Below are 25737 nucleotides of genomic sequence, written 5' to 3'. Positions count from 1 at the left end.
ACGAAAGCACATCGTTAATCACTAGCTATTCAATGTTTAGGTACAATTTCAACGGAACGCGCAGCGCTCAGCTCCAAATGAGTGCGTCGCACATTTACTCTACTTGACAATGAAGCGTTATGGTACCGCGACCCTCGGAAGGGTTATCCGTCGCTGGGGACTATATTTGTTTGTAATGGTAAACGGTAAAGTTGACTTCTTCAACGACACTGGCGGCTACGGTTTCATTTCCACCGAGGATGCAGACGAGGACGTTTTCTTCCACATGGAGGACGTTGGCGGTGAGGATCTGACGGAAGGTACTGAGATCGAATTCGACATCGAACAGGCCCCCAAAGGCCCCCGCGCGACGAACGTCGTCCGCGCTTAAGACACTACTAGTCACCAAATGGTGACTAGCGGTTCAGTTTCATTTTTCGGATACACCACTCTTCAAGCAGCAGCCACGCTCCAAGTGTAACGCATACACAGGAAAACGCACATTGAATCCCAAATACAATCTGCGATGGAGCAATCTCTGTCCAACGAGAAATATGAGCCATCAAAGGCTGTTTACACCCGTATTCAACGCAAGACTACCCTGTGAGTCCACCTTTTCTATGTCATCTGTCTTTAGATTCATTGTAGAGCTGCCACCAGGAATAGAGAGCGTGAACGTATCACACTTGATCTTGACTTAACGTATGGTTGGTAGAAATCACGTGCTAAAGAGAGGACCCGTGTCAGACCTCATATTTTGCTCCGGTATGAGAGGGGATGTCGAGTCGCGGTCGCGCATATTTTCAGAGCCTTCCCCCCCGGGGTTGTTGCACTTCCGCTTAGGAATCAGCCGTTCACACAGAAACAGGGGGGAAGCCCTATTCAGTAATCCGTGTAGGGAGATCATGTCCTGCGGGTCGTAATATCCCCGTTCTCTCTACCCCATTGCTTGCGGGCCACTGCAGCCAGCTATCACGCCTACAAGGGCGTCGCACCGGTACCGCTACAGGCGCTGATGGGGCGGAGTAACTTGGCTACTGCCCAAAAGTATATCCGTATCTCCGGACATAGCTACTTCTCTCCTGTTCTCCACACCGTTCTCGAGTGGTATCTACTTTAACTTGCTTTCTGAGAGGCATCGAGCAATATCGCCGTTTTGAACTCATTCTAGAGTGCTGAGAGCCGCGACATCCATCTACTGGTTTTCTCACTTGCCAAGCGGAAACAGACGCACGGTGCACGGCTTATCGTGTCACAGTATGCCTCGTTTCACTATGGTGAACGATCGCTCGTCTACTGACCTCATCACGCAATGTGCCAGCCGTTGTACTTACGGTGTTATCTCGCTAAGTTTGATGCGTGGAACACGACATCACTCAAAACCGGGAAAGGATCGCCTGGTGGTTGATCTTTAGCATCCTCGGCGTACTTTTCGTCTACATCCTCTACTCGTACGTGGGTACGATCATTCTTGGATTATTTATTTACTATGCAACGCGGCCCGTGTACCGGCAGCTAACCCATCGTGTGAGATCTCCAACGCTCGCAGCCGGGCTTTCTCTCGGTATGCTGGCGTTCCCAGGATTACTTCTGATCGCGTATACTGTACTCGTGAGTATTCACCAGGTGAATGAACTCTTTGGGTCAAATTTGGATCAATATCAATTACTTCTTGGGCCATATCTGCAGCGTGTTATTGGGACACAGGATCCACAGGTAGTATTGCAGCAGTGGCTTTCAAATCCCCAGCAACTTACGCAGTATCTCAGTCCAAAGACAATCAGTAAGATACTCAGATCAGCAGGTGGATATGTGAGTGCAATTGTCGTCGGTCTTTTGCATGTTTTCATTGCACTAGCGATTGCGTTCTATCTTCTTCGAGACGATCAGAAGCTTGCGAATTGGTTCACATCACAAATTAGCAATTCGGACAGTGCAACACACGCCTTCTTAGAGGCAGTTGATACTGATCTTCAGACAATCTACTTCGGCAATATTTTGAATGCCTTCGTGGTAGCTATCATTGCTTCGATCACGTATATGGCCCTCAATGCGATTGCTCCTCCTGGGCTTGCTATTCCAGCAGCTGTTTTGTTCGGGCTATTGACGGGGCTTGCAAGTCTAGTTCCAGTGGTTGGAATGAAACTCGTCTACGTTCCAGTCGGCCTCTATCTAGCTGGCACTGCATTGGTATCAGAACCACTCTACATTTGGTTCCCCGTGGCTTTTCTACTCATTACAGCCACGATCGTTGATGGGCTCACCGAAATACTATTGCGGCCGTACATCTCCGGTCGGAATCTCCACGTTGGCCTCGTCCTATTCGCATATATCTTTGGCCCGTTACTGTTCGGTTGGTATGGACTGTTTCTTGGACCGCTTCTACTCGTGCTGTTCGTCCATAGTACCCGCATCATTTTGTCGGAGTTAATACACGGACGCGAATTGACGCCACAAGCAACTGCAACCGATCCAATTCCAAATCCAAATGAAAACCGGTATGCAACGACGAACGGAGATGGATCTGATCAGCGAGACTTAAAATCCCCTACAGAAACGTCAGCAGCTGACCAAGCGTCTCCCGCTGAGAATACAAAACAAAAAGACGAAAGTACAGACGACCACTCACGATAACAATCTCTAGATCAACCCGAATGCGTTGGTACTAAATCATACACTGCTGAAGTTGACTATTGAGTATTCTAAGCACGCAACTCGCCAGTTCGGGGGTGACATCCTTAGCAAGATGTTTTGACCACGGTTACAGTAAAACGCCATTGAAGGAAAATGAGTAATATACCATGTTAATTTTGATATAAAAGGAGCACCTATCTCCCGGGCGATCAAATCACAGAAATCAATTGCTACGGGAAACACCCTCTCGCTGGCGATGAGGGTTCTGTGCTTCGCCAAGGGCGTCATAGTGGTCAATTCCACTGCCGCTTATCGAAAATTGGGGCGAAGTAACTCAGACACCACCACTTCCAGTGTAAACACACGGTATAGGCACTCTAATTGGCAGTTAGCCGCATCCTGGAATTCATAATAGTATATCGCTACATCAAATAAGTCGGACATAGAAGATGAGATTACACAGCCAATAGCAACCCCAGAATGTACGATTTCAGCCAATTCACCTTCAGCTGGCGCTTCAAACTGAAGCTCAGCCACCGATTTTAATTACTATTCTAACTCTTTTCCGAATTAGCGATTGGCCGAATCAGCGCTGCCGCTGATCACTTGGCGTTCACCGCCTCAAAATCTGTTCTAACCGATGCCAGTTTGCTTTAGCAACGTGAGCACCGTGTTTGCCGTCACAACAGGCGATCGCTCGTACTTACCCGTCACTTCAACCTGCACAAGGAGATCAACTGCTCGCCAAATCGAGTACAGCAGGCACGCAAACGCAAAATAGAAAAATTGCAGCACAAAGTCTTTCGACGTTGTGGCGGCCATGAATCGCTTAATGCTCTTGTACCCACTTTCAATCTCCCAACGATACGCATACTCTCGCAACAGTCTTGGCTCTCCATTCGTCATAAACACCGAATACTGACGATAATCCGTACAATCGGAGGTGTCTCTGCGCCGGTACACTAGCATGGTCTCATGCCGCTTCTCATCGTTCAATAGGAGGTTCCGATCCGTCACATACCGATCCTGATTCCACTGTAGTAACCGCTGTGCTTGGGCTTGTTCACTTGTCTGCATTCGCTTTGGAACGACGTACTGGTGCCCAAGCTGGTCGATTTCCTCCAAGATATGCTGGCTATCGAACTTTCGATCCATCAAGACATTATCGACAAGAACCTGCTCTTGCGCCGAATCTAAGAGATCTTGTACAATCTCTACCCGGGAATCACCCGTTCGAACCGAACGAGCGTCTAAAACGATCGGCACCGAGTTGCCGACAAGTTGGATTGTCGCCCACTGATGGGCATACTCACCGTCTTTTGTCCCGATAATCCCGGCTTCATGGCCTGTACGATCTCCAGTAAAGGGTTCATCCTCTGTCGCATCGATTGCGACGATTCCAGCCCGATGAAACACACTCGTCCCGGTGTCAACATCTAAAGTCCCACCGTCCGCACCGGACACCGAAGTCGCCACGCCGTCACCACCGCCGAAACCGAAACAGCCATCGAGACTTCCCGTCCCGAGTACGCCGGTCGCCGCGAGGAATCGTCGCCTGTCCATGCCAGGCTTTTTTCGGCGACCGACTTGTCGGTTGTGAAGTGTTCTCCACTCCGTGTCACACTCCGCCAATCGCTTTATCGCTGTTCGTGACCTATGGCATCTATGCTCGGCAGGAACCTCCAACTCTGGCTCGGCGTTGCGTTGCTGATCGTCGGAACGCTAGTGCTGTTCGGGAGCGTCCTCTCGGGTAGTCTCCCTCCCGTCGTGTTGGCAGTCGGCGTCCTCGTCCTCGCAGTTGGAACGTTACTCGTCGCGAGCGGACGGCGCGGCCGCCCGGTCTAACCGGCGACCAATCGGTCAATTGTACAAACAGTCGAATCCATCGGTGGGGCCGATGCTGCGGCAGGTGCTCATGCTTGATTGCCATCGCCCACCAACTGTCAACGGTGCGAAATTCCGACCAGTTGCTCGTTCTCAAGGATGGGGCGCTCGTCAAGCGCGGAATCCACGAAGACCTCGTCGACGATGGTGGTCTCTACGAGACGCTCTGGCGGATTCACCTCGGCGAGACGGACATTGTCCCTGAAATCGACCATGAAGGAGAGAGTCCCAATTGATGAGAAAATCTACTGAAGACTGTTTGCATCAGCTACGGGCTGTGCTCTGGAGAAGAAAGTAGACAGCCAGTCTGTATCGAAATCAGTAGTCTCAACGGCTGTTCACGCCTGAAAATGGATACTATAATCGATTTAACGGGGTTACAAGTCGTAGTATCGTGAAAATGATATCATGTTCATTATTCGAATTGGGCGTCTGATGCCCATTTTTATCGACGCTCTAACGAAGATACTATCCACCATCCAGAACACGGCTACCCAATAGGTACAATAAAATAAATATTATAGAAATTGATAAATCATCCCGAATTTCTCACGAGCCACGTGCGGAATACAGCAGTATATTCCTCTTCCGTTCTGGATCCAGCAATTGTTCAAACTCGCCGAAGATATGTCCGCAGTTCCGCATATGCGGCGTCATATGCGTCACGAAACACATAGTGGCCAGTATCGGGAATGTGTACCAGCCGACCAGACTGCAAACGGTCGGCGGCGTCGAGGTCGGCTACCCGTTGCTCTATTCCGGCATCAGACCGCAATACCAGCGTCCGGCAGTTAATGTCGGGGAATATTCTCGATGAGGTACTTTGAAAATACGCAACAGAGGCACCTGCTACGCTTACGAGTGAAAATTGTATTCCGTGTTTGACGGTATCTGGGTTCCATAATATAAGGAAGTCAACGACGGATATCGTTCTGAGTGAGAATGTACTGATGGCAAGAAACGCGAGTGGGCCACCGACTGATGCTCCAGCACCAACCACTCCTGAGATCAGAGCGATACGTCTGTATTCACTAGGTACATCGATGATGCTGGCAAACCAATAGCTGGCACCGAATACAGCAATAGTCGAAATCAAAAAAGAGATGATTGTCAACCCAAGTATAATTATATTCACTGGAAGACCATTCCAAAATAGTATAACCGGCAAAAAGTCAGCGCTAACTGACGAGATAGAGGCTAATACGCTAAAAAGTGCCATGAGGGCTATGAAACGATGGCGATAATGCATAGCGAATTATTCCAACTCGGTGTATTTGTTAATTTCTATTGATTGATCTTTCACTACTTCTTCGAGAGGATTGTGTCTGTCGGACATCATTATCCTCTCGGATCAGGTCATCGCAGTATGGACAAACACGGGGGTCTCTTCTGGTGTGAAGAGACGAGCGTACCGCTGGGCTACAAATGATCCGCAACTATCGCATTCAGACATATTCGTATTCTTTGATGACGATGAAAACATCACCGACTATCCAAGCCAACTTCTCCAGTCGACAGTAGTAGCGAAATAATCCTAAGATGTTGGCACAAAAGTCATTCCTCAGCTGCCGCTTCCGGAACGGTTGAGTTGTCCGGCTTAGTATAGAAAGGTAGTGAGGAAACGCCTATTCGGAACGCTATGTGGGTTGGCTTTCTTGATGAATTTCGGGCGAACTATCTTCGCACCATTATTTGACCCATTAACTGTTGCGTTTGGGACTGATCGAGCAACCATCGGCATTCTAATTTCGTTGGTGTGGCTCGGAACTGCGGTTCCACGGATTCCGATGGGGTATGTTCTTACCCACATTCCACGGCATCAAGCAGTTCTCGGGACGGGAATCATACTTGCTGGAGCATCAGCACTCATCGCGCTCGCATATTCAATACCGACACTTCAAGTTGGGACGTTTTTGCTCGGGATGGCTAGCGGGGCTTATTACGTCGCTGCGGTTCCGCTGATCGCGGAATTATATCCGGATGCGGTTGGACGTACCGTCGGCATTCACGGTGCAGCTGCCCAACTGTCCGCAGTTCTTGCACCCACCCTCGTAGTTGGTATTCTACTCGTTGCCTCTTGGCGGATGGTATTCGTTGCTCTGGCAGTGTTTGCGATCATATCCAGCATCCTACTGGCAACGGTCATTCGCGGGTCTTCCATTGCGGATGACGCTACTCCTGACCACGCCTTTCTCGCAGCTGTGCGATCTCATTGGCGACTTATTGCGACCGGCCTCCTGATGGTCGGCGTTGCCGGGTTCATGTGGCAAGGTTTATTTAATTTTTATGTTGTTTATTTGAATGTCGTAAAGGGGCTCCCGATGACAACGGCAAACCTCCTACTCACCGTCGTGTTCGCTGCCGGATTACCTGCGTTCTGGTTTGGGGGGCGGCTCGCTGATCGACTGCCGATTGTCCCGTATATTTTGGCGATATTAACTGGATTCGTAGGTTCGGTCGTTGCACTCATTTCTGTCGGTGGCCTGGCTGGCTTGATCGTAATTTCCGTTTGCATTGGATACTCGATTCACAGCCTCTTTCCTGCCTTGGATACGTACTTCCTCAATTCGCTTCCTGACGAAAGTCGCGGCGTCGTTTACGCAGCATTCACGGGCCTCTCCCTGTTAATCGAAGCAACCGGTACTGCCGTCGTCGGCCTGCTCACGGAGGCTGGCTATCGATTTGACGTCGTTTTCCTCGGACTCGCCCTGCTCGTTGGCTCTGCGATAGTTGTCCTCGCTGGACTCTACGTGACGAATCGACTCCCGGGGAAACCGGTGCCATAGCATGATTTCCTCAGGGTGAATTATTCTAGTCGTATTCATGAGAAATTGACGCGTCTCGCGAGGCATTCCACCAACTTTCATCTGCTAAATAGTGGCGAAGCCGTATACGACTCTTCAACAAAGTAGTAGTTCATTTTCAACTATTTTACCACTGTATCTTTGCAGTATTATACCGCCTAGAAACGTGTATGGCTGATTTGATTGTCAAATCCGCAGTCAAAGAACAGCTCGAAGGACAAAATTTTGCAAGTGACTTCTACGATGCACTTGACGAGGAAGTCGCAACCGTCTTCGAAAACGCCTCTCGCCGAGCAGAGGAAAACGATCGCGAGACCGTCCAGGCGCGCGATTTGTAGCTGTTCATCGCCTGACTTTGGCGACGAACCGTTCGTGTTTGTCGCTGCCCTACACTCACTTCTCTACCGACGAACCGCTAATCAAGCCGAATCCAGATCGCCCGACGCGCTTCCGACTTGTTCTTGCGAATCTCCCGCTTCGGCAAGCCCATTCAACACCTCATACGTCGTCTAACGTGGCCACTCAAGCTCCTCCGCAATCTCACTCGTCATGTAGGGTTCCAGTGGTTCCATGATCTCAAGTACATCCGCTAGCTTCCGTTCCCGAACGAATTCGCCTCCCTCTCCTTGCGCTCTCTCATCACCATTTGGTACAGTTCTCATTGTCGTCACTCATTCTACTGGATTCTGCGTTGATGCCAAGTTAGTATATAGTACTAACACCGAGTTCCGCTATTTTTGACTGCTCTCCTGAGCTCCGTCAATATGAGGGCCACCTATAGTAGGGCGACTTCTTCGCGTTTTCCTACCATCACTGGAATATCGGTCGTGTACTCTTTTCCAGCAAACACGACCGTCACAGTCACGTGATTCGGTAATTTTGTCACCAATTCTTTACGTGTTCTCGTCGGGCCAGCCGGAGACACAGTCACGTATGGCTGATCATCTTCGGATCCCAGTGCCGATGAAATGTCGTCGTCCGTGCCGAATCTGACTGGAATGTTCTGGTGAACTGTACGTGTTGCAATCGACCCAGCTTCGAATTCAGCCCACCATTTGAACGATCGCGTTGCAAACTCGACTGGGCCATCAGCATTCCGTGCTGTCACAAGCCGAACTTCGTCTATTTCAGGAAGGTACTCTACATTCTTACTCTCGACCCGTTGGTGGGCGGTCAGGGGTTTACCAGTCGCTCGAATCCCAGGGAGTGGCGACAGAACCGAGGCAATTCGCGCCTTCGTATACGCATCAGTCTGGAAGCCAACAACGCCTGCACTCACGAAGGCGCCGCCTGCTGCGACGAATTTCCGCCGTGAATAGTGGCCCATAGTCATTAGTTACTCTATTCATCAATAACTGTCCCGTACACTCAAATCGTGATTTTACCGATCACGCTACCCGACAACCCCCCATAGAACAAAACTCGAAAAACAGCGAAGAAATCTATACAGGTTATTCTGACTGCAGTGCGCTCCAAACCAACACGCCAAGCAGGACGGTGAGCCCACCAGCGAAAAAGATGAGCCCTGGGGGCAACCAGAGCCATGGTTCAGGTTCCGCTGGTGCGCTTGTCTTACTTGCAAGGCTGAGAAGTCCAGCCGGTGTTGACCCGATTCCAAGTATATCATGGCGTGTGAGCCACTCGACCAGCAGACTCCCGCCAAGCAGGAGCGCGATTCCACCGAGGAGATCCGACAGTCGAGAGCGCACTTTCTCCAGACGGCTCTCCGATCCACTCACAATAATGAGTGGATCATCAGTTGCTGCATAGACATTCATCTCACTCCCTTTCGATGAGAACTCTGTATCCGTAACCTCCACCAACTCTGCCTCCCGTAGTTTCGTGAGGTGGTACTGTGCATTCTGAATCGATGTATCTGCGTGGTCAGCGATTTCCGAGGCCGTCGCGGTTTCATCCTGTAGGTGTAGGTAGATTCGACGTGCTGTTTCTGATCCGAGCACATTGAACACGCGTGCGCCCGAGTCGTCGGCGAGATCGCACAGCGTTCCCTGTTGTGTGGGTTGCGAGCGTGTTCCCGATAATTTCTGGAGGATGTCACTCATTGTGAGTGTGTATCAAGCGAATTATCTTAAACGTCCGTGCCCTCTTTTCCATGGTGGACGTCGTTGACTGCCGCTTTGACGATCTGAAACACTCCTTCTACTACCAGTGTCCCCGCGTTGACCACGAGATTAGTGGGAGGATAGAACCACCACAACTGTCATCTCCCGATGAGGGCAATGGCCCGAGGATGCTGCTTTGTAAATTTGTCTGGCCACTTTACCGCGATTTCCTCCCACGAGTCACCGTAGTCATTTGTTCTGAAAAGACCTTGATTAGCGATCGCGACAAATCGACCGGACATCTGCTCACTTGAAGCGATCATAGGCGGTGTAAGACCCGCGTCATCGGGCATTCCTGACATGCATTTTTCCCACGACTCATCTGCGAAACGACGGTACACTGCAGAGGAGATTGCATCAAAGTCATCAGTCAGCTTCGGAGTTGTCGACGCGGACACAAGCGCTCTATCTGGATTCGTAGCATCTACTGCAACACTCGTCAAATACTGCTTTCCCATCCCGTCATTCGGATAGTTCCACGTCTCACCGTGGTCGTGGCTCTCAGCATAGCCTTTTCCAGGCTGTTCAGCCCCATCTCCGGTCGCCGCATAGAGCCGACCAGGTGCCGCTAAATGCATCCGAAGTTGATGGATATCTCGTGGTGCTTCTGGCACTCGGTCAATCCACGTCTCTCCACCATCGGTGGTATATACCAGTGCCCCTTGTTCGATACAAACATACACTCGATCGGAGCAAGTTGGATCTGGCTCGATCCATCGAACATTGTGCGTTTCTGGTCGTGGTGGGTAGCTCCATCCTGATGCCGATGGCAACTCAGAGATACCAGACTTCTCTATCCATGTTTCACCATCGTCGTCAGACCGATAGATACTGCTAGGCTCCGTTCCTGCCCAGATACGACCGTTCCGGTCGGTTGCAAATGCAGTAATTCGGTTCGAATCTATTTCTCTGGCCACTGCTTCCCACGACGTTCCGCCATCCGTGCTTCGAAAGATACCATCATCGAGAGTACCGATATGAACCGTGAGTTGGTCATTGGATTTAGAGACGATACACAGTGGTGAGGTGTCCTCAAGATGGCGCTCGATTTGCCATTGACCATCCCGTTCAGAGATTTCGATCACACAGCTTTCCATCGTCGCGAAATACTTCGTCATGAGCAGTACTCAGTTCACAGCACACTGAGATGGGAACAACGGCGAACATGTGGAGCCAGGTGGAACATGTTCGGCTCCAAAACATGGATCTTCGGATTTTGTGGGCATCGATGGATGCCCACAGACCTGCGGACTGCAAGAGAGACCTCGTTGGTACCGTCTTAGTGTCACTACATCGCAGGATCGCCGATAAACTGGGTGATGATCTTCCCTTCGGCACGGTGTAGTATCCTACTCGCTGTGGATTTGCTGACATCCATCGATTCTGCGAGATCGGTGAGTGAGCATCGGCGAGGTTGTTCGTAATAGCCCTGTGTGATCGCTGCAACAACGAATTCCCGTTGTTTGTCTGTTAGTAGCGCGGTCGGCTCAAGTGATTGGGTCAGTGAGGTGATTTCATACGGGAGATTATTCTGCTCGAAAGCCTGTTTGAGTTCAGAAAGGCGGTCGTGCGAGGTGATCATTTCGCTGATCACCCATCCGTTGCGAACAACGAGTGGATACGTTGGGAGATTGCCGGAGGATACTATTGCTCGGTGAAGTGCTGGCTCTGGCACGGTATATTCGATCAGTCCACCCTGGTGCTCAATATCGAGGACTTCATACGAGGTCACTTCCGGACTATCAGCGAAAAATTGGACAAAAGCTGTGATATCCGCTGTTTCTGTTGCTACTAAGAAAGTCAGACCATTTTCTGTTGGATGGCCAGTTAGTGTCCAGAACTCTTCATCTGGATGCTGCAGCGAATACTCTGCGATTACATCGTCAGGGGGTTTGACTTTCACCCGAGCTCGAGGCATACAACACCTATCGATGGTAGTCGTTATACCTCTACATCTTCGCTCTCGGAGTTATTTTTTGAGCCGCTGATTAACTGGCCGTTGCTCTATCCCGACGGTATCTGCCACCCACCGAGCGGTCACCGCTGGAAACTCTGACTCACGAATCTCCCGAAGAACGTCGTCATTACCCGGATTTTCCCGCAAATTATCCCTCCTCGACGCATGACTCTTACACCTCACTGCGTAACTATCGATATTAGTCCTTGCTACCATCTTCGCGTTGGGCACCGGCTGTACCGACACCGAAGACAGCGTTCCCACTCCTCGAAGTGCAATATATGCCAGTCTCGTACGTATTATATACGTCTGGTTACTCTACCAGAGTGGATATCATGACCAGTGGTCGATTTATTCGGGGAGCTCCCCGAACCAAACACACTTTCTGATTCTGACGTACAGTTCCTCGACACCACACTCCGTGATGGCGAACAAGCGCCAGGAATCTCGCTGACGCCCACCGACAAAGCTGAGATCGCGCGGAAGCTCGATGCCACCGGCGTCGCTATCATCGAGGCCGGCAGTGCTTGTACGGGGGTCGGCGAAAGAGAGACGATTTCGAGGGTAACTGACCTCGATCTCGACGCGATGGTAACGAGTTTCGCCCGCGGGGTCAAGAACGATATCGAACTCGCACTCGACTGCGGGGTCGACGGAGTGAATCTCGTGGTTCCGGCAAGCGATCGCCACATCGAGGGGAAAGTCGGAACGACACGCGACGAAGTGATCGAAACGACAGTCAATCTCACCGAATACGCCAAGGATCACGGTCTTTGGCTGGAAGTTCTCGGTGAAGATGGTTCACGCGCCGACCTCGATTTCCTCGAACGACTAATGAGCGGAGCCATCGACGCCGGTGCTGACCGCATCTGCTACTGCGATACGGTCGGACACGCGACCCCGGAACACACAGCGGCCGCCGTTTCCCAACTTGCTCCGCTCGGTCCGACGAGCACCCATACTCATGACGATCTCGGGCTGGCTCTGGCGAATGCGCTCGTGAGTATCGGAGCCGGAGCGGATCTCGTCCACGCGACCGTCAACGGAATCGGCGAGCGCGCTGGTAACGTCGCACTGGAGGAAGTCGCCGTCGCACTCGACCATGGGTACGACGTCGAGACGGTCGAGACCAAACGACTACACGACCTCGCACAGACGGTCGCGACAGCGACCGATGTTCCGCTCGCGCCGAACAAAGCCGTCGTCGGCGAGAACGCCTTCGCACACGAGTCGGGCATCCACACCGACGGGACGCTCAAAGATGAGGCGATGTACGAGCCGTATCCTCCGAATGCTGTCGGCCGTGAGCGCCGACTCGTGCTCGGAAAACACGTCGGGCGGGCCGGTGTCCGTGCGGCACTCGACGAACACGGTGTGAACGTGACCGAAGATGAGCTGAGCGCGATCGTCGAGCAAGTGAAGTCGATCGGCGAACGAGGGAGACGCATCACCGATACCGATCTGCTCGCAATCGCCGACGGAGTACAGGGCCGTGAACGCGACCGGCATGTCGAACTGCTGGATCTGACCGCGACGAGTGGCGGTGCGACACCAACCGCGAGCGTTCGACTGACGGTTGATGGCGAGGAGCACGTCGCCAGCGGCGTCGGAAGTGGCCCCGTTGACGCTGCCGTCACCGCCACCCGGAAAGCACTTGCCATCGATGCGACGCTCGACTCGTACCACGTCGACGCGATCACTGGTGGAACGGACGCGCTCGTCACCGTCGAAGTCGAAGTATCCCATAACGATCATGCAGTGACGGTAGACGCAAGCGATGCTGATATCACTCGTGCCAGTGTCACGGCAATGATCGACGCCTTTGATCGACTCCTCGACAACGTTCTGAAGCCTGCTACAGTCGATTGATGATTTGAATAGGCGGAAGCCCGTGAGATCAGAGGAAAATTCGATGCTGTTGAAATCCTATTACTCGGACCCTCCCTCTGGCGAAACATTCGTCGAGGAGCGTGCGGTACGTCGTGTTCCTCATGACTTCCAAACAAAGCGGGACGATATTTTGAAAGAGCGTATAGCTTCGTTTCAAGAACTTCGAGGAATACCGAGTGATAGCGCGGTGAGCCAATTGAATCTCTCGTTCAACAAACCATGATCGAAAGCTTGTCCAGTAAACTGCTTCGGAGCCATGTGCCAAAGGGCTCTGAAGTGATACTCGATCGTTTCGGTGACTCATCGCTGCGAGACGCCTTCACCATTCCTCTTTCGAGAAAGTGGTCAGAAACGCTTTCCAAATTTAGGTAGATTCAGTATTCAATATGTCAGCGGATGGCAGTAGAGGAAACGTATCCCGTCATAGGGACTCAGCTTCGAAACCTACGATTTCGTCTACCCGCTACCGACTCGCTGTCTTTCTTCCCAATGAGGGCGAGCCAGCCGACGATGGAAGTTCGGAAATCGAACAACGCATCGAAATTGCAGAGGCAACCGCGAAGGAAAACGACGGTGAGATCCTCCTCCTATCGGTTGTTACGATACCCGATCAGACACCGCTCTCGCTGGCACGAGAGGCCCAGTCAATCCAGAGGAAAGAAGAAATACTCGATTCTTGGCGACAGCTAACGTCCGAACGGGCGACTGTCCCAGTTCGCTCGATCTTTTGTCTCTCCCACCGGGAAACAAAAGCAGTTCGCGATCAACTTACAAAGCATGGGTGTGACGCTTTGCTGTTGGGGGTGGAAAGTCAGTTGTCACCGCGACTGCGGATTCTTCAGCGAAGCCTACACGAGAGGATCGTCGTACGCGCACCCTGTGACGTGTTCGTGCATCGCGGAACGCAGTCACCAATCCGAGCCCAGCGAATCCTGCTCGCAGTAAGTACTGGCCCGCATTCGGGACTCGCTGTCGAGACCGCCCGCGTCCTCGCTCGGGAGTCTGGCGCATCGATAGACGTTATTCACGTTCTCCCGCCGAACTCGTCGGACGAAGACCAAACAGTTGCGTCTAAGGTGCTTGATGCCGCTTCACGGATTCTCGATGATACTGAATCTGTACAACTGAATCTCCTCGAAGCCGAGAACGTTCCAGAGACGATTATCGAACGATCAAACGCCTATGACGTAACAGTTCTCGGTGCGCCAACGAAAGGTCTGCTGGAACGGTACGTATTCGGCTCGAATTCCGAGACGATCCATCGCAATTCGGAGTCCACGGTATTGATGGCGAAGCGACATACTGGAAGGACGTCCATCTACTATCGCTTGGTCGCCGGTGACGTGGAAGCTCCATTGTAGGCGCCATCTCCACGTGCTGGATCGACGCGGTGCCGGAGTACAGCGGTCATTATTCGCAGTCGCTACCGCTAGCGCGTACACCTGCGTTTTGACCGGCCCGTGGTCGTCGGATCGCGTGCCGAGCGATTCGGTAATCTCACGACGATGTCGCAGGTAGTCACACTAACCGCTTATCTTCTGGCTTCTCTCGTGGGTACCTGGTTAATGATGTGCGAAGTGCAATCGTGGCTCCGCTCGTCCCCATCGATTAATCCCACTGATTGAGGACGGTATCTGTCAGGAGATCCATCTGCTCGGCTAAGTTTTCGCGCGTGTGAGCCGGTGAACCCACGATGAGTTGGTCGAACCCGGCATCTTCGTAGTCGTGTAGTTGTCGGTGGATATCAGACACCGACCCCGTCAAACAGCACTCACGAGCGTGCTCGAACCCACGCTGTGCGCTGAAGAACTCCGCAAAGGCGTTCCTCTGATGGTGGTAGGCTTCCTGCCGGTCGTCTGTATCGACCACGTAGCAATAGGTGAGCGCGACCCGGTCGATGTCCGTTGAATCGACGCCGACCTGCTCAGCGTATGAGTCGATAGCTGCCCCGTCATTTGCTGCTTGCTCCGGCGGTATCGGTGGCGCAATCCAGCCACGCACAGTGACGATACGATTCAGCATCGGTTCGGGCATGGTCCCGTCCGTGAAGAGAGAGGAGCCGCCTGCGAGTAGGCGTGGTGGCTCCTCCACCGTGGGATCGATCGTGATGTTTTCGAAATCGTGGAATCGACTGTGATAGGAGCCTTCTTCCGAGAATAACGTCTGCAGGACGTCGATACCTTCCGAAAGACGTGGTCCTCGTTGTTTAAATGGAATCCCAGTCACTTCGAACTCCTCCGGAACGTACCCCACACCAAGACCGAGCGTGATTTCTCTATCGGCAAGATAGCGGAGTGAAAGTGCGGCGTCGGCGGTATTAGCCGCTCCCCGAAGTGGGAGGAGGAGTATCGATGTCCCGAGCGGAATCGTATCCGTGATACCGGCTGCGTGTGACAGTGTGACCAACGGGTTAAGCACGCTCGTGACATACGTATCTGGTTTGACGATGTGATCGAGTACCCAGAGCCCCGCGAAGCCCGCATCTTCGGCGTCCCTCGCCCACCTGCGAAGCGCATCCGGCGAAACCTGATACCCATCGGTACACCCTGTCGGTAGCGTCGTGCCGATGTCCATGGCCTCACTTCGGTCGTAGCGTTCATAAAGAAGTGCGGAACCGAACCGGCAACGGAGTTGGCCACAGCGAACGCTCACGGAAAGCATCCATGTAGCAATCGATGATCACCCCCGAGACACTGGCTCTGTCGAGCGAAGCGATTGACTGGGATGTTGAAGCACGTATCCCGCTGGTTCGGTGATTAGTTCTATCTACTCACGGTTCACAACTGGTACTCGGCGTTCTGATTACTCGTAATCGAATGGAGGGTCGTACAGTAATGCTCGATTGCAAGCTTATCGACCTTGTGACGAGAATAAGTCGTTGCGCTGGCGCTCCATGAGCAGTCAACGCATCTGAGAACTTTCGCGTTCTCCATACTGACGAGTACCCGCTGAAAGTAAATAAACCAGGATCTTTTTCACGAGCTTTAATCGTTTGAGAAAGTGGGTAACAGTGCAATACCAAACATGAATTGCTTCAATCCTGAATCCGTGGGAATTAGTCTGTAATATCGCTAATACGTACAGCAATGTATTTCTCTTCACTTTCATCTTCTAACTCGTTTCCCTTTCGCGCTCAGTCTGTCCTAGTTCCGTGAGTTCTAGTGTCCCACCCCCATTACTGAGCACATGATTTACTAGACTTCCATGGCCGCGCCGCAGTCGCTCAGAGAGGGCTTGATGAGTAATACCAAGTTCTGCGGCTAGGTCTTCTGCCGTGACATCGCGAGGAATCGAGTAATAGCCACGGGCGGCGGCAAGTCGAAGCGCCGTTTGTTGGGAATCCGTGAGGCCGAATCGTTTGCATTGTTGTCCGCTGAGTTCATGAATATTCTTGACGTCGAAGTCGATGCCATGCTCCTTGCAAGACGTATTTGTTCGGCTGATTGCGTTGTGATCGGCAAATAACAGCCGAAGGTGCCATGTATCTCCTTTTCCCGTTGCAGTCAGGATAGTTGCTTTTTGATCAATGAGAACCCGAATCCGCTTGTCAATGCGTTCAACCCATTCAAGTTGATACAGACAGTCGGTATCGAAATCGGCGATTCGCTCGAAGTCAGCAACACTGTCGTCAGTGGCAAATGCCGATTCAAGCCTGGCGCAATCGGTTGTTTCGATCCGCATGAACGGCATCAAGCTGTCCTGAGTAGTGGCGACCATCTGCTTCACCTCAAATGTCACTGTCTCGAATTCACTGAGGGTGTGTTGGAGTGCAAACTGCTTGGTCGGGACGGTTACATCAACGATTGTGCCAGTCATTTGTCGAAGAGCGTCCCTTGATTTGTAGTCTTAGTATCCTTATGGAGTGTAACAAGTTTCCGGTTCATATCAAAAGAAATGAGGTTTGCATCGGCCAACTTCGGCAGATGACAGTGATACAGCGAGACGTAGATTCGCTCACGCTCATCTTGTACCGCTGTTGGTGCCATGTCAATTTCCCATCTGACAAGCTCATCTGCTAAATCAGCCAGTGGAATCGGTCGTTTGGATGTTTTGAGGCAATAGAGCACGTATCGACGGCGGGGTTCAACAAAAACAGTACACGATTCATCAGCCGATAATTCCGCCGTCTCCGATGCTTTTTTCGATGTTTGTCTTTTTCGTTGCTCACCACCTACCTGTCTCCCGGTTGAGTTCTCTGAGTCATCGGACATGGTGGTAAAAAGTTCATACAAGGCGAAGAATTTGAGGTGCGTATATACGCCGCCTTTATATTATCCGATACGGTACAACCACTGTTAAATGTTTTCCCCGGCTGAGTGGGATATTAATTGTCCGTTATGATGTCATCATCCGGATGGCTCACAGTCAAAACGTGCGCAATCAGGTTGCGATGAGCACGGCGTAACAGCTTCGAACACGACTGTTGGGAGATTCCCATCTCATCTGCGACTACAACCATCGACACTGTTCGTGGGATATCGAAATAGCCGCGATCTAATGCTGTGACGAGTGCGTTCCGCTGTTTTGGGGATAGTCCATACTGACCCCCACCTCTCGGTTCAGAGGGATGGTACAGCCGGTGTAATTCAAACGGAATATTATTCTGCTGGCAGTAGTCTTGGAAATCAGTAACGAGTTGTTCAGTATCAAACCGCATTCGAAGCTCCCATTTATCCGAGCGGCCAGTCGCTTCAAGGATTGTCGCCCCGACTTCAAGATACGCATAGACAATACTTTCGATATTCTGCGTCCACTCGGCCCGGTAAAGGATGCCATCCTCGTATTCATCAAGCTTCGTAATACTCTGGGCGGAGGGATCATCTCTCACAGCGGCCTCGAACTTGGTGTAGTCACCATTTCGAACCCAGAAATACGGCATCACTCGATCCGTGTCGTGAGCAACAACACGCTCGATCTCGACGATCATCTCTGGTGTTTGTTCGAGCGTCCCTGAAAGTGCAAGAGCACTGGCCGGGACTGTGAATTCAGCAATGACACTCATAGTGAATGCATGGATTGGGAAGGGATAAGCGCATGGGCAAAATCTATCGATCCCAGAGTGTCAGCCACTATAGCCTGGGTTATTCTCACTTTACCCCGTGTAGTTGGACAGTGCCGAGAAAAATCTCCTCTTTACTTGTCACAGCTGGCGCTGACCACTTTTCAGCGCCCCAATTGATTAGGCGGTCTCGAAGCGTGTCCAGCGACGGGTGTCACCAAATACGACCCTACAACAGAGGAAATCACGATTGCGCTGACATGGAAGGCCTACGAACATCACGGTAAGGAGCAATTCAGTACGACCGTCCGACACGAACTCATCCACGCGTGGCAGTACCGCGAGTTCGGTGAAGCAGATCACGGAGCAACGTTCGCTCGATGGACTGACAGTCTGGACACCTCGCAACACTGTGAGCGATTCACTGCGCCGAAGTGGTGGCTCGTCTGCGAGGACTGTGGCGGCCGGATTGCCCGCTATCGACGCTCAAAGACAGTGCGCAACCCCGAACAGTACAGCTGTAGCAAGTGTGGTGGGCCGATTCGAGTCGAGGAGGTCGGTGGTCACTGAACGACTCTCGTTTAAGTAGTTCTCACGACAAGGATTAGATACGAGGAAGATTTTCGCGGACTGCAGATTTCTGCTTAAGTTCTTGCTATCACTTTTGCTTCGGATTGAGAGCGTGCTTTCGTTAGTAGCACATACTAACAGACTGTGCTCATTCTGACGACGAGTGACACTCACTAGAGGACAGACGAGAATATTACTCGAAAACGTACTCTGTCATCGTTTCGACCGCGGTGTCCACAAACTCCATCGTAAGTCGAGCAACTGCACGGTCAATATCGATGTCCATGAGCGAAACGACGGCCCACGAAGAGACAAATGACTCTCGATTCAGTGTGCCCGCCTCGAATGCGTTCGCCAGTGAGTGACCTTCGGGATACTCCTTCGTCGTAATTCCAAGTGCAATATACTGGTGCCCAGCAAACGGATGGTCCTGACCGCTGATAATCAAACATGACGATTGAGGGAGTTCACCGACGCGGGTGGGGAACATCGACGGTCTATCCCGTAGATTCGGAACTCGCTGCCGACTTGTTCGATCGCGTCGTTATCCTGCAGTTGGTCGATGGCCGCATCGACAACTGCATCCTCCGCCTCAAGCGACTCGCCGAGTTTGCGGCGGGTTTGCGGACGACCGTCGAGAGTATCGAAGACACGTCTGACCACGTAGTCACGGTACACGTCGTGGCCGTCCAGGTTCGCCTCGGAGATGGTCGCCCCTTCGTGACGAATCGTCTGCGCGGCGTTGAGGATGAACCAGCCTCCGATGGCGAAAAATGCGGCTGGGAACAGCACGGTCCCGTTTTCGAACACGAGCAACGCGACGGCACTGAGAATCATCTGTACGCCGAAACCAGCGTGCGTCACCGATTTACTACTGGGCGGAAGCAATCGATATATTAGATATCTCGACGCTGGAACAGCACTTGACTCGCAACGAGCAAGACCAGAAATCCAGCAAGCAGAATTCCAGTATCCATCAATTCATACGTGCCGTCGATAAGAACCGGGGTAGGAGAGTAGTAGTGAGTTGGGCTAATATTTTGAATCCACGCGAAGTCCTCTGCCGCGCCGACGGCTGACTCGACGAGCCAGAGCACGAACACCACTCCGATAGCGGCTCGTTCTGCAACTGACGTTCGATCCACGAGCACCGAGAGAACCATGCCAATCGCTGCACAGACGAGGAGATACGGGATCGAGAGGAGGTGAGCCAACGCAAGATACATCGGATCAATCGTCTCGCCAATCGCCAACACAAGGCCGTAGGCGGCGCCGCCCACAACCACGTTCAGTGTGATCAGAGGGAGGAGCAACGATGCAAACTTCTCGATGAGTAGCTGGCTTCGAGAAACGGGGAACGAGAGCAACAGATCCATCCGATCACTTTCGATATCACTCGCAACCAGTCCCGCGGCAGCGTATGCGAAGTAGATCCCGAGCCCGAGCAACCATACGAACGTGTAGATCTGCCCACCGAGGAATCCCTCAATCGATCCGAGTTCCTGGATACCGAATGCATCCAGCATCGCAGGCGGCAACGACTGGGCCACCTGCTCGAATGCTGAAGGGTCCAAGAGAGAGAAATACCAGACGATAAAAGCCACGTAGAGACTGACACCAACCGTCAGAATCGCTGTTCCGCGGAGCCGACGGCTCATCTCGTACTGGGTAGTTTCAAGCATCCGAATGCACCTCCTGACTGGGTTCGGCCGCCCCATCTGCCCCGTAGTAGTGCATGAAGACGTCTTCGAGCGGTGGCTCGCTAATTTCGATTTCACGAACGTCGTGGGTTGCGAGCTCGCGGAGGAGCGTGTTGTACTCACCAGTATAGATGAACTGGATTCCCTCAGCGAACGTTTCCACATCAATAACGCCGTCAAGCGATGTGAGATCTGCTCTGGCCTCGTCCGTCGTCTGGAGTTGCACCCGCTTGCCACCCCGTCCCAGTAACGTCTCGATGTCCTCTAGTCCGACGAGTTTCCCGTCACGAAGGATTCCAACTCGGTCACAGACGCGTCGAACCTCGCTCAACACGTGTGACGAGAAGAACAGCGTCTTCCCGCGCTTGCGCTCGTTTCTGACGAACTCGTTGAATTCCTCCTGCATGAGCGGATCCAGACCGGACGTCGGTTCGTCCATGATCACGAGTTCGGGATCGTGCATGAACGCTTGGACGATTCCGAGCATGCGCTTGTTTCCGGTCGAATACTCCCGGATAGGACGCTTGACCGGGGGTGTGAATATATCAAGGAGTTCGTCCCGGCGGGAGTCACCTTTGATCGACGCGTGGTAGTCGAGGACTTCAGTACCCATCACTTCCTCGTTGAATCCGAGATGCGCCGGCAAATACCCGATTCGCTGCTTGGCGTCGATGAGCGCATCTTCGTCGTGGACGTCTGCTCCGAGGACGGTTGCTGTTCCAGACGTCGGTTCGAGTAACCCGAGAAGCGTTCGAATTGTGGTTGTCTTGCCGGCACCGTTTGGGCCGAGGAAGCCGAAAATCTCTCCGTCCTCGACGGTGAATGAGAGCGAGTCTACGCCGAGGACACTCCCGTAGTCTTTTGTCAAGTCGGACACTTCAATTGTGGCCATACCCCACATGGCCGCCATGACCAAATATTCGTTTTGGTTTTAGAGTAATAACTGAAAACCGATTCGGTTATAGGTTCTCAAAACCCAGTGAGGATATGCGAAAATTCAGCGATGATGAGCGAGACCGGATACACGAGGAACTCATCCAAACTGGTCGAGAGCTGTTGGTGACGTATGGGCCGGCGAAAACGACCGTGAAGGATATCACTGATCCGGTTGGCATTGCTAAACCCACGTTCTACCAATTTTTCGACGCGAAATCAGACATCTACGTGGAGATCTTCAAGCGCGAATTAGACGAGTTTATGGAGCAATTGCAGTCAGAACTGAAGGGAATCGAGGAGCCTCAAGAATGCCTTGAGCAGTTCTTTCGCTGTTACACTGAGTTTGGAGAGGAAAATGAATTCGTCCAAGAGGTATTTCTCAGACAAGACTATCGAGACGTTCTCGGCGATATCTCATCTGATCGACTTGCCGAGATAGAGCGGAAGGAGATGGAAGCATTTGTTCCACCAATCGAAGAGATCCAAGCGCAGAGTGAGGGGCCGATCTCGGAGATGGAGCCGATAACGGTACTGGCGCTCATGGGATCATCTCTCGGTTTCTTAGTCCTCCATAAGGATGAGTACGAGGAATACACGGCTGATCTAGAGGTGATCCAAGACGGGATATATTCTCATATCCGGGAGGAAATGATATCAACGTTTGCAAGAGGCCTCATAGTAGAGGATTGACGGACTAAAATTGGCACGTTAAACCTTCACCTCGCCGGTGCGCGGTTCATTGTTGGGGATCCATATTATCGGTCTCGACTACCCCTAGTCGATAGAACACGACAAAAGCAGCGTTCGATTCAGGATATAATGCTGCGAATTGAACTCGTGCATGTTTTCTGTCGTTCGCAATTGAACGTTGAGGCGAAACGAGCCGGTCGCTCATTGCAGGCAGGAATTCAGCAAACGAAACGGTACATGCGGCTCATTGGTACGGATTGGAGCTGGTCACAAACAGAGACACGAACCACTACAACACAAGACTCAACACTAACCACAACTACTGCTGATTCCACTGTGAGGACGAGTACTGAATCAACGTCTACTACAGCTGATGACGGTTCATGGCGGACAAAAGAGGAAGAAGAATCAACTACCACGGCAGACGAATCCCAGCAAACAACGACGACTCATGGGCCATAGTCGACCACCACGACAGCGGCTGAAGAGGATAAGCCCACTGAGGACAGTGAGGAAACGTCTACTAAGGCCCCTGAACCGACGACTGAACCTGAACCCGCTACCACCCCAGAAAATGGCGATGACACCACACAACCGTATCACTCACAGTAGGCACTAGACGAGCACAATACCCATGAAGACGATTGAACGACCATGTGTGGTTTGTGGCACCGTCTTCGAAATCACTGTCACCGATGATGGCCAGTACAGCGGTGGCTATTATTTCGGCGAGTTTGAGAACCCTGTCGGGGATGGCGAACACAAGAAAGTGGACGAGATTGATCTCGGCGGTCGGAATATCGATGTCGTCGAATGGATCGGGGGAGACAGTTAGATGAGACTGTCGATACTTGTTCGCTGAGCTCATCATATTTGGACTGATGACCTACTGCATCTCTTCCAGTGATCGGACGGTGTCCGACATAATCCACGCAGTCTCACTATCGGGTTCTTCGATACAAATTGCAAAAAACGATTCGCGGCCCTCATCGACGGTAATTCGGTACCCACTGCTTGCTAATTCTTGATCCTCGTCGAAAGACGATTCAAAGGGAGTCACACCCGACCTCGGAGCCACCTATAAATAATACCCATGGTTTGAAACAGCTACTATCTGAGAACCTCCCTTACGGAGAAGAACAATGTGTTTTTCGCAAGTAGCTAGAAATCGATTCCAGTGAAACAGTGAGAAGGCACGAGATTTTCTCGCTTGGTTTTCTACAAAGCCATCTGACCTTTCGTTTCACAAGTTTGGGCCAAATCCAGATCCCGCAACGCACCTCGGGCTTCTTGTGAATCTCTCGCTTCGCCAAGTCCGTTCAAAACCTGTATACTGTCCGACGTAGCCATCCAAGCTCTTTCTACTCTCGTTCGTTCTTTTCCTCTCTACCGCGTTTTCGCCAGTTTAAGAGTGTTCGAAAGCTCTGAAAGTATTTAGCGTTCCAGTTCTTGTATTTCAGCATCACGAACGATGAAGAGCGTGGATCACCACCCAGAGCCACACTATCGACTGTTAGCGATTTTTGCAGTCTTATTCGTAATTCTCGTCGCAATTTTCATCGGCATTCTCCTGTGGTGTTGAGCGATTGTTTCATCGGTTGTCCTGCTTTCCTCCATCTACCGACTCGTAGTCGGACGATCGGCTTTCACTCCTGACGGCAAGCGCAATTGCCAGCACAATTGCTAGAGGTAAGGTGATATACGTCGTGACCCCTGCAATAGGAAGAATAACCAGTATTACAATCAGTAGTAGAATAACTCGACCAAATGTTGAGGAGGGTAATCCCATAATTTTCCATAAACTCTCTATATCAAATATTCTCCGTTGAATACACCCTCTGAATTTCGCAACTCCTACTGACAGCTGCTCGGGGGTTCGGTGAGGCTCTGCGAGATACAGAGCGCGTATCGGTCACTGAAAGCTACGAGCAAGTTCGTAGGCGATAGTAGCAGGAAGCGTGGTGACGAGACCAACTAAAATGATCTCATCAACAGTTGGGCCTGACTGAGTGAGCGAACTGTAGAACACTAATGCGCCCAGAGAAAGAATGCTCACAACCGCTGCGACATACTCTGGATTCGTCCAGCTGATCAGTTCGCTATTGGAGGACATGTGATAACACATTCACAACACGTATCTAATCTTTGTGGAACTTTCTGGCTCTTTCTACAGGTATTCAATGATAGAGACTGTAGTCAGTACGCGATTCGTATCATCTGTTGAGGGTTCAACAGAGCTATGAATTCGAATATGACGGGCGCTATCCGGAGTCGATTGTGGGTGGTGGCAGCACCCGAGAGATAGATCTCATCATCGGCGGGCCGAGAGTGATTATGATGACGGTGAGAGCGAATTGCTCTATGCGCGCTAGCTAGGAGGAGGCTGAATGACGTCCCCAAATCGGAGCCCAAACAGGTCTCACTCTAACCGACTTCTTTGTTTGAGAGTACTACCTCTCATTTCTCCTCATCAAGCAAATTTCTCCTCACCATCCCTCAGTCGCACTTCTTGATACGACGCTTGTGGTAGTATTGGTATACAATACTAACGTTGAGGAGCACTCTAAATTTCGTTCTCCTCCTGCACGGGTGTCAGTGCAAAAGCCGCTTCAGCCAAGTACTTGGTAGGAAGAACGGTGCCCTCGGGCGTGTGAAAATGCGCCGGGTGCTGGTACACCCGACATCGGTCTTCCTGAATGAGGTCCAGAAGACCATGTCAACGAAATCGCCTACGCAACTTGAAGCTGACGAGACGGCACACAAACGCGCACAGGCCGAACAGTTCTCCTTCGACATCCAAGCCCGGACGCATCGACGTCACCACTGAGAGCCACGAGAAGCCTGCTGACCACCAGTACATAGTCTCCATCGACCATGTGATCGGCGAGTTGATGATCTGACTGATGGAGGTTAATAATTAATTTTTTGCTGGCAAGTTGATGGTGAGTTCATTTTTAGTCTGATCCCCATCACGAACTCGGTTAATGATACCCCTCTCTTCAAGCTCGTCTAATTGACGCAAAATTGTCAATTGGTCTTTCTCGGTGATCCCACTCAATTTCGATCCAGACAGTGGGCCGTGTTGATGAAGTGTACTGATGAGTTCACGCAACTCCTCGTTTGCGAACGCAGCGGCGACTGAGCGATCGTATTGACCATCTTCCCCCGCCACGAAGTATCGATTCGATCCCTGTAATGATTGCGTATCGAGATACCCATCTGCGGTGAGATTACGAAGATGATTCTGCACCGTCGATTGACTAACCTCCAAATTCTCTGCGATGGATGCTATGTTCGTTCCTGGGTTTCGTGTGACGAAATCAAAGATATCCCTCTCTGTTAAACTATCAAATTGCTCGTCTATTTCGATTGCAGTCGGGCTACCCAAGAAAATTCTATCGCGATACTTCCAGCCTACAATGGCACCAACCAGACCAAGGAGACCCACAACAGCAAACAAAGTGAGTAGAATCGATGGAAAACTCCTCGACCTGTTTTGGGATGTTCCTGCGTCGCCCTGAGACTGCAGGACGTTTCCTGTACTATTATTTTCCTCTGTCGTCGGTCGGGA

General features: G+C 51.6%; 26 protein-coding genes and 3 pseudogenes. 11 read left to right on the top strand and 18 right to left on the bottom strand.

Going from position 1 to position 25737, the window contains the following annotated elements:
- The first annotated feature begins 175 nt into the window (after nucleotides 1-175).
- On the top strand, nucleotides 176-370 hold the full coding sequence (locus tag LIW51_RS32940) for a cold-shock protein (RefSeq protein ID WP_227379704.1): 195 nt from the start codon (nucleotides 176-178) through the stop codon (nucleotides 368-370).
- A gap of 968 nt (nucleotides 371-1338) precedes the next feature.
- Entirely contained in the window at nucleotides 1339-2613 is a 1275-nt protein-coding gene (locus LIW51_RS32935) for an AI-2E family transporter (RefSeq protein ID WP_227379703.1), read from the top strand.
- 633 nt (nucleotides 2614-3246) lie between these two features.
- Here the strand turns inward: LIW51_RS32935 and LIW51_RS32930 are convergent.
- Nucleotides 3247-4035: pseudogene (locus tag LIW51_RS32930) on the bottom strand (transposase); the annotation flags it as partial.
- Between the two features lie 14 nt (nucleotides 4036-4049).
- Entirely contained in the window at nucleotides 4050-4235 is a 186-nt protein-coding gene (locus LIW51_RS32925; RefSeq protein ID WP_227379702.1) for a hypothetical protein, read from the bottom strand.
- A 43-nt stretch (nucleotides 4236-4278) separates the two neighbouring features.
- On the opposite strand from LIW51_RS32925, the gene LIW51_RS32920 reads away from it, so the two are divergent.
- Nucleotides 4279-4458, top strand: coding sequence for a hypothetical protein (locus tag LIW51_RS32920; protein ID WP_227379701.1), 180 nt, complete (start codon nucleotides 4279-4281; stop codon nucleotides 4456-4458).
- A gap of 104 nt (nucleotides 4459-4562) precedes the next feature.
- The gene (locus LIW51_RS38970) at nucleotides 4563-4733 is read left to right on the top strand and encodes a hypothetical protein (RefSeq protein ID WP_303659922.1); all 171 of its coding nucleotides are present in this window, start codon (nucleotides 4563-4565) and stop codon (nucleotides 4731-4733) included.
- A 1115-nt stretch (nucleotides 4734-5848) separates the two neighbouring features.
- On the opposite strand, the gene LIW51_RS40200 is transcribed toward LIW51_RS38970, so the two are convergent.
- The gene (locus tag LIW51_RS40200) at nucleotides 5849-5950 is read right to left on the bottom strand and encodes a DUF7563 family protein (protein WP_438267471.1); all 102 of its coding nucleotides are present in this window, start codon (nucleotides 5948-5950) and stop codon (nucleotides 5849-5851) included.
- Nucleotides 5951-6110: 160 nt separating this feature from the next.
- On the opposite strand from LIW51_RS40200, the gene LIW51_RS32910 reads away from it, so the two are divergent.
- Nucleotides 6111-7283: an MFS transporter gene (locus LIW51_RS32910; RefSeq protein ID WP_438267470.1), complete on the top strand. Its 1173-nt coding sequence runs from the start codon at nucleotides 6111-6113 to the stop codon at nucleotides 7281-7283.
- A gap of 188 nt (nucleotides 7284-7471) precedes the next feature.
- Nucleotides 7472-7639, top strand: coding sequence for a DUF1931 domain-containing protein (locus LIW51_RS32905; protein ID WP_227379699.1), 168 nt, complete (start codon nucleotides 7472-7474; stop codon nucleotides 7637-7639).
- A gap of 437 nt (nucleotides 7640-8076) precedes the next feature.
- Here the strand turns inward: LIW51_RS32905 and LIW51_RS32900 are convergent, their stop codons facing one another.
- From LIW51_RS32900 to LIW51_RS32885, 4 genes are all read right to left on the bottom strand, one after another.
- Nucleotides 8077-8628, bottom strand: coding sequence for a hypothetical protein (locus LIW51_RS32900; RefSeq protein ID WP_227379698.1), 552 nt, complete (start codon nucleotides 8626-8628; stop codon nucleotides 8077-8079).
- 124 nt (nucleotides 8629-8752) lie between these two features.
- On the bottom strand, nucleotides 8753-9364 hold the full coding sequence (locus LIW51_RS32895; RefSeq protein WP_227379697.1) for an ArsR/SmtB family transcription factor: 612 nt from the start codon (nucleotides 9362-9364) through the stop codon (nucleotides 8753-8755).
- A gap of 158 nt (nucleotides 9365-9522) precedes the next feature.
- Complete coding sequence (locus LIW51_RS32890; RefSeq protein WP_227379696.1) at nucleotides 9523-10542, bottom strand: WD40/YVTN/BNR-like repeat-containing protein; 1020 nt, start codon at nucleotides 10540-10542, stop codon at nucleotides 9523-9525.
- A 170-nt stretch (nucleotides 10543-10712) separates the two neighbouring features.
- Nucleotides 10713-11327, bottom strand: a complete 615-nt coding sequence (locus LIW51_RS32885; protein WP_227379695.1) for a helix-turn-helix domain-containing protein — start codon at nucleotides 11325-11327, stop codon at nucleotides 10713-10715.
- Nucleotides 11328-11723: 396 nt separating this feature from the next.
- On the opposite strand from LIW51_RS32885, the gene LIW51_RS32880 reads away from it, so the two are divergent.
- Entirely contained in the window at nucleotides 11724-13250 is a 1527-nt protein-coding gene (locus LIW51_RS32880; RefSeq protein WP_227379694.1) for a 2-isopropylmalate synthase, read from the top strand.
- Between the two features lie 64 nt (nucleotides 13251-13314).
- Here LIW51_RS32880 and LIW51_RS32875 read toward each other — a convergent pair.
- Nucleotides 13315-13536 (bottom strand): annotated as a pseudogene (locus tag LIW51_RS32875) (hypothetical protein); the annotation flags it as partial.
- 121 nt (nucleotides 13537-13657) lie between these two features.
- On the opposite strand from LIW51_RS32875, the gene LIW51_RS32870 reads away from it, so the two are divergent.
- Complete coding sequence (locus LIW51_RS32870) at nucleotides 13658-14632, top strand: universal stress protein (protein WP_227379693.1); 975 nt, start codon at nucleotides 13658-13660, stop codon at nucleotides 14630-14632.
- A gap of 247 nt (nucleotides 14633-14879) precedes the next feature.
- Here LIW51_RS32870 and LIW51_RS32865 read toward each other — a convergent pair whose 3' ends face one another.
- The 4 genes from LIW51_RS32865 to LIW51_RS32850 form a co-directional block, all read right to left on the bottom strand.
- The gene (locus LIW51_RS32865) at nucleotides 14880-15845 is read right to left on the bottom strand and encodes an LLM class flavin-dependent oxidoreductase (RefSeq protein ID WP_227379692.1); all 966 of its coding nucleotides are present in this window, start codon (nucleotides 15843-15845) and stop codon (nucleotides 14880-14882) included.
- Between the two features lie 537 nt (nucleotides 15846-16382).
- Nucleotides 16383-17087, bottom strand: a complete 705-nt coding sequence (locus LIW51_RS32860) for a helix-turn-helix domain-containing protein (RefSeq protein ID WP_227379691.1) — start codon at nucleotides 17085-17087, stop codon at nucleotides 16383-16385.
- Entirely contained in the window at nucleotides 17084-17482 is a 399-nt protein-coding gene (locus tag LIW51_RS32855) for a DUF7344 domain-containing protein (protein WP_227379690.1), read from the bottom strand. Before LIW51_RS32855 ends, LIW51_RS32860 begins: the two co-directional genes overlap by 4 nt.
- A gap of 113 nt (nucleotides 17483-17595) precedes the next feature.
- A complete protein-coding gene (locus LIW51_RS32850; protein ID WP_227379689.1) occupies nucleotides 17596-18273 on the bottom strand; it encodes a helix-turn-helix domain-containing protein in 678 nt (225 codons plus the stop codon).
- A gap of 219 nt (nucleotides 18274-18492) precedes the next feature.
- Here LIW51_RS32850 and LIW51_RS32845 point away from each other — a divergent pair.
- Nucleotides 18493-18840: pseudogene (locus tag LIW51_RS32845) on the top strand (SprT-like domain-containing protein); the annotation flags it as partial.
- 193 nt (nucleotides 18841-19033) lie between these two features.
- Here the strand turns inward: LIW51_RS32845 and LIW51_RS32840 are convergent.
- The 4 genes from LIW51_RS32840 to LIW51_RS32825 are packed head-to-tail and all read right to left on the bottom strand — an operon-like array spanning nucleotide 19034 to nucleotide 21432.
- Nucleotides 19034-19288 carry a hypothetical protein gene (locus tag LIW51_RS32840; RefSeq protein ID WP_227379688.1) on the bottom strand — a complete coding sequence of 85 codons (255 nt, stop codon included), beginning with the start codon at nucleotides 19286-19288 and terminating at the stop codon, nucleotides 19034-19036.
- Entirely contained in the window at nucleotides 19285-19677 is a 393-nt protein-coding gene (locus LIW51_RS32835; protein ID WP_227379687.1) for a hypothetical protein, read from the bottom strand. Before LIW51_RS32835 ends, LIW51_RS32840 begins: the two co-directional genes overlap by 4 nt.
- A gap of 59 nt (nucleotides 19678-19736) precedes the next feature.
- Nucleotides 19737-20522 carry a DUF2705 family protein gene (locus LIW51_RS32830; RefSeq protein WP_227379686.1) on the bottom strand — a complete coding sequence of 262 codons (786 nt, stop codon included), beginning with the start codon at nucleotides 20520-20522 and terminating at the stop codon, nucleotides 19737-19739.
- Nucleotides 20515-21432, bottom strand: a complete 918-nt coding sequence (locus LIW51_RS32825; protein ID WP_227379685.1) for an ABC transporter ATP-binding protein — start codon at nucleotides 21430-21432, stop codon at nucleotides 20515-20517. Before LIW51_RS32825 ends, LIW51_RS32830 begins: the two co-directional genes overlap by 8 nt.
- A gap of 95 nt (nucleotides 21433-21527) precedes the next feature.
- On the opposite strand from LIW51_RS32825, the gene LIW51_RS32820 reads away from it, so the two are divergent.
- Together LIW51_RS32820 and LIW51_RS32815 are read left to right on the top strand one after the other, a co-directional pair.
- A complete protein-coding gene (locus tag LIW51_RS32820) occupies nucleotides 21528-22166 on the top strand; it encodes a TetR/AcrR family transcriptional regulator (protein ID WP_227379684.1) in 639 nt (212 codons plus the stop codon).
- Nucleotides 22167-22800: 634 nt separating this feature from the next.
- Nucleotides 22801-23001, top strand: coding sequence for a hypothetical protein (locus LIW51_RS32815; RefSeq protein WP_227379683.1), 201 nt, complete (start codon nucleotides 22801-22803; stop codon nucleotides 22999-23001).
- 1077 nt (nucleotides 23002-24078) lie between these two features.
- Here the strand turns inward: LIW51_RS32815 and LIW51_RS32810 are convergent.
- Together LIW51_RS32810 and LIW51_RS32805 are read right to left on the bottom strand one after the other, a co-directional pair.
- A complete protein-coding gene (locus tag LIW51_RS32810) occupies nucleotides 24079-24279 on the bottom strand; it encodes a hypothetical protein (protein WP_227379682.1) in 201 nt (66 codons plus the stop codon).
- Between the two features lie 804 nt (nucleotides 24280-25083).
- A complete protein-coding gene (locus tag LIW51_RS32805; RefSeq protein ID WP_227379681.1) occupies nucleotides 25084-25614 on the bottom strand; it encodes a winged helix-turn-helix transcriptional regulator in 531 nt (176 codons plus the stop codon).
- Nucleotides 25615-25737: the final 123 nt, after the last annotated feature.

This window comes from Haladaptatus halobius (assembly GCF_020618475.1).
In the GTDB taxonomy this organism is placed as follows: Archaea; Halobacteriota; Halobacteria; order Halobacteriales; family Haladaptataceae; genus Haladaptatus; species Haladaptatus halobius.
The sequence above is the reverse complement of the archived record's forward strand: the minus strand, read 5'-3'. Positions and strand labels throughout refer to the sequence as shown.

Bases quoted from the DNA above. Each gene is read 5' to 3' on its own strand.
- LIW51_RS32940 (WP_227379704.1), top strand. From the start codon at position 176: ATGGTAAACGGTAAAGTTGACTTCTTCAACGACACTGGCGGCTACGGT.
- LIW51_RS32920 (WP_227379701.1), top strand. From the start codon at position 4,279: ATGCTCGGCAGGAACCTCCAACTCTGGCTCGGCGTTGCGTTGCTGATC.
- LIW51_RS40200 (WP_438267471.1), bottom strand. From the start codon at position 5,950: ATGTCTGAATGCGATAGTTGCGGATCATTTGTAGCCCAGCGGTACGCT.
- LIW51_RS32905 (WP_227379699.1), top strand. From the start codon at position 7,472: ATGGCTGATTTGATTGTCAAATCCGCAGTCAAAGAACAGCTCGAAGGA.
- LIW51_RS32900 (WP_227379698.1), bottom strand. From the start codon at position 8,628: ATGGGCCACTATTCACGGCGGAAATTCGTCGCAGCAGGCGGCGCCTTC.
- LIW51_RS32895 (WP_227379697.1), bottom strand. From the start codon at position 9,364: ATGAGTGACATCCTCCAGAAATTATCGGGAACACGCTCGCAACCCACA.
- LIW51_RS32890 (WP_227379696.1), bottom strand. From the start codon at position 10,542: ATGACGAAGTATTTCGCGACGATGGAAAGCTGTGTGATCGAAATCTCT.
- LIW51_RS32870 (WP_227379693.1), top strand. From the start codon at position 13,658: ATGTCAGCGGATGGCAGTAGAGGAAACGTATCCCGTCATAGGGACTCA.
- LIW51_RS32865 (WP_227379692.1), bottom strand. From the start codon at position 15,845: ATGGACATCGGCACGACGCTACCGACAGGGTGTACCGATGGGTATCAG.
- LIW51_RS32860 (WP_227379691.1), bottom strand. From the start codon at position 17,087: ATGACTGGCACAATCGTTGATGTAACCGTCCCGACCAAGCAGTTTGCA.
- LIW51_RS32855 (WP_227379690.1), bottom strand. From the start codon at position 17,482: ATGTCCGATGACTCAGAGAACTCAACCGGGAGACAGGTAGGTGGTGAG.
- LIW51_RS32850 (WP_227379689.1), bottom strand. From the start codon at position 18,273: ATGAGTGTCATTGCTGAATTCACAGTCCCGGCCAGTGCTCTTGCACTT.
- LIW51_RS32835 (WP_227379687.1), bottom strand. From the start codon at position 19,677: ATGATTCTCAGTGCCGTCGCGTTGCTCGTGTTCGAAAACGGGACCGTG.
- LIW51_RS32830 (WP_227379686.1), bottom strand. From the start codon at position 20,522: ATGCTTGAAACTACCCAGTACGAGATGAGCCGTCGGCTCCGCGGAACA.
- LIW51_RS32825 (WP_227379685.1), bottom strand. From the start codon at position 21,432: ATGGCCACAATTGAAGTGTCCGACTTGACAAAAGACTACGGGAGTGTC.
- LIW51_RS32820 (WP_227379684.1), top strand. From the start codon at position 21,528: ATGCGAAAATTCAGCGATGATGAGCGAGACCGGATACACGAGGAACTC.
- LIW51_RS32815 (WP_227379683.1), top strand. From the start codon at position 22,801: ATGAAGACGATTGAACGACCATGTGTGGTTTGTGGCACCGTCTTCGAA.
- LIW51_RS32810 (WP_227379682.1), bottom strand. From the start codon at position 24,279: ATGTCCTCCAATAGCGAACTGATCAGCTGGACGAATCCAGAGTATGTC.